This is a genomic window from Variovorax sp. WDL1 (assembly GCF_001541225.1).
Lineage (GTDB): Bacteria > Pseudomonadota > Gammaproteobacteria > Burkholderiales > Burkholderiaceae_C > Variovorax.
In genome coordinates, this window is sequence record NZ_LMTS01000013.1 from 1 (window position 1) to 2212 (window position 2212).

Consider the following 2212-nt stretch of genomic DNA (forward strand, 5'->3'; position numbering starts at 1 on the left):
GGTTACTTTCTTTTGGCGAGACAAAAGAAAGTGACTCGGCCGCCGGGACGACGCCCCGGCTCCAGCCTCGGAACAAGCGCAACGTACAAACAGAACCAACAGAACCCAAATCGCCCCCGCCCCACCCCTCCCCCGGAGGAGGAGGAGGAGGAGGAGGAGGCAGCAAGACCAGAAGCGACGGCCCGTTCACGCCACCTGCTCCACAAGCCCCGCTTCAGCAGCCTCGTCCACCCCACCCAGATAAGCATCCAGCACCTTCCGATCCCCCTGCACCTCCGCCGGTGTGCCCCGCGCGATGACGGCGCCGAACTCCAGCACGGTGACGCGGTCCGCCAGGTTCATCACGAACTCCATGTCATGCTCCACCACCAGGATGCCCAGCCCCTCGCTGCGCAACTGGTCGAGCAGGGTCGCAAGCGCCCGCTTCTCCAGGTGACGCAGTCCGGCTGCCGGCTCATCCAGCAGCAGCACCGCGGGATGCCCCGCCAGCGCGCGCGCGATCTCGACCACCCGCTGCTGGCCCAGCGCCAGCGAGCCCGCCGGAACCTCTGCGAACTCGCCCAGGCCGCAGCGCTCGATCTGCTGACGCGCCTGCGCAAGCAGCGCCGCCTCCTCGGCACGGTCGAGCCGCAGCATCGACGCGATCCAGCCGCGCTGCCCGCGCCGGTGCGCGCCCAGCGCGACGTTCTCGATCACCCGGCGCTGGCCCAGCAGGCGCACATGCTGGAAGGTCCGGCCCAGGCCCAGCGCCGCGAAGGCCCGCGAGGGCTGGCTGGTCATGGGCCGGTCCATCAGCCGCACCTCGCCCTCGGTGGGGTCGTCCACACCCGAGATCATGTTGAAGAAGGTGCTCTTGCCCGCCCCGTTGGGCCCGATCAGCGCATGGATCTCGCCGGCCTTGACGTCGAGGCTGACGGCGTCGTTGGCTACCAGGCCGCCGAAGCGCTTGGTGACGGCCTTGGCCTCCAGCACCACCTGGCCGCGCGGCGGCAACGCGGTCTCGGGCAGTGCGAGCACGCGGCGCGGCGGCCGCACCGCTGCCGGCTTCAGGAACCGCCCGGCGATGCGCGCCAGCGTCGGCCACAGCCCGTCGGCGAAGCGCTGCAGCACCACGAGCATCAGCAGCCCGAAGACGATCACCTCGAAGTTGCCGCTCGATCCAAGCAGCTGCGGCAGGATGTCCTGCAACTGCTCCTTCAGCAGAGTGATCAGCGCAGCGCCCAGGACCGCGCCCCACAGGTGGCCAGCGCCGCCGACGACCGCCATGAACAGGTACTCGATGCCGATGTTCAGGTTGAAGGGCGTCGGGTTGATGAAGCGCTGCAGGTGCGCATAGAGCCAGCCCGACAAGGCCGCCAGCAATGCCGCCAGCACGAAGACCTTGATGCGGTAGCGGCCCGTGTCCACGCCCATCGACTCGGCCATCACGCGTCCGCCCTTGAGCGCGCGAATGGCGCGGCCCTCGCGCGAATCCAGCAGGTTGTGCAATGCCCAGAGGGCCAGCAGCAGCACGCCCCAGATCACGAGGCCCAGCGAGCGTGGCGAGGCGAAGGAGATGCCCGCGACCTCGATCGCCGGCACGCCTGCCACGCCTGTGTGACCGCCGAGGAACTCGAGGTTTCCGAACAGGAAGTAGAAGCTCAGCCCCCAGGCGATGGTGCACAGCGGCAGGTAGTGCCCCGACAGGCGCAGCGTGATCGCGCCCAGGCCCCAGGCGATGACGAAGGTCACCACGATGCCGAACAGAAGGCCGATCCACGGCAGCAGCGCCGGGCTGATGCCGCCCAGCGCCGAGGCCGCCATCGGCGAGGTGCAGATCCACGCGGTCGCGTAGGCGCCGGTGCCGACGAAGGCGGCCTGGCCGAAGGAGGTCATGCCGCCGACGCCGGTCAGCATGACGAGGCCGGCTGCCACCAATGCATACAGGCCGATGTAGCTGAGCACCGTGACCGAGAAGTCCGGCAGGAAGCTCCACGCGGCGGCCAGCGCGATGATGAAGGCGAGCACCAGATGCCGGCGCGTCATTGGGAGGCCTCCGGCGAGTTGGTCGATTGCGCTTGCTGTTCGATGGGTTCTTCGACTTTGAGAAGGCTCATGGTCTTGCTCCCTCCCGCTCTGAAGGGGGATTTGGGGAGGGGCACTCCGTCGTCTGATTTGGATGCTGCTGTTCGTTTGAGGCTGGAGCCGGGAGTTCGCCCCGGCGGGCGAGTCA

General features: G+C 68.6%; 1 protein-coding gene. It reads right to left on the reverse strand.

What is annotated here, in order from left to right; translation table 11 throughout:
• Nucleotides 1–186: 186 nt before the first annotated feature.
• Complete coding sequence (locus APY03_RS01385; protein ID WP_068673205.1) at nucleotides 187–2025, reverse strand: branched-chain amino acid ABC transporter ATP-binding protein/permease; 1839 nt, start codon at nucleotides 2023–2025, stop codon at nucleotides 187–189.
• Nucleotides 2026–2212: the final 187 nt, after the last annotated feature.

What these genes read in the sequence shown, in the direction of transcription:
- APY03_RS01385 (WP_068673205.1), bottom strand. Translation starts at nt 2,025, where the DNA reads ATGACGCGCCGGCATCTGGTGCTCGCCTTCATCATCGCGCTGGCCGCC.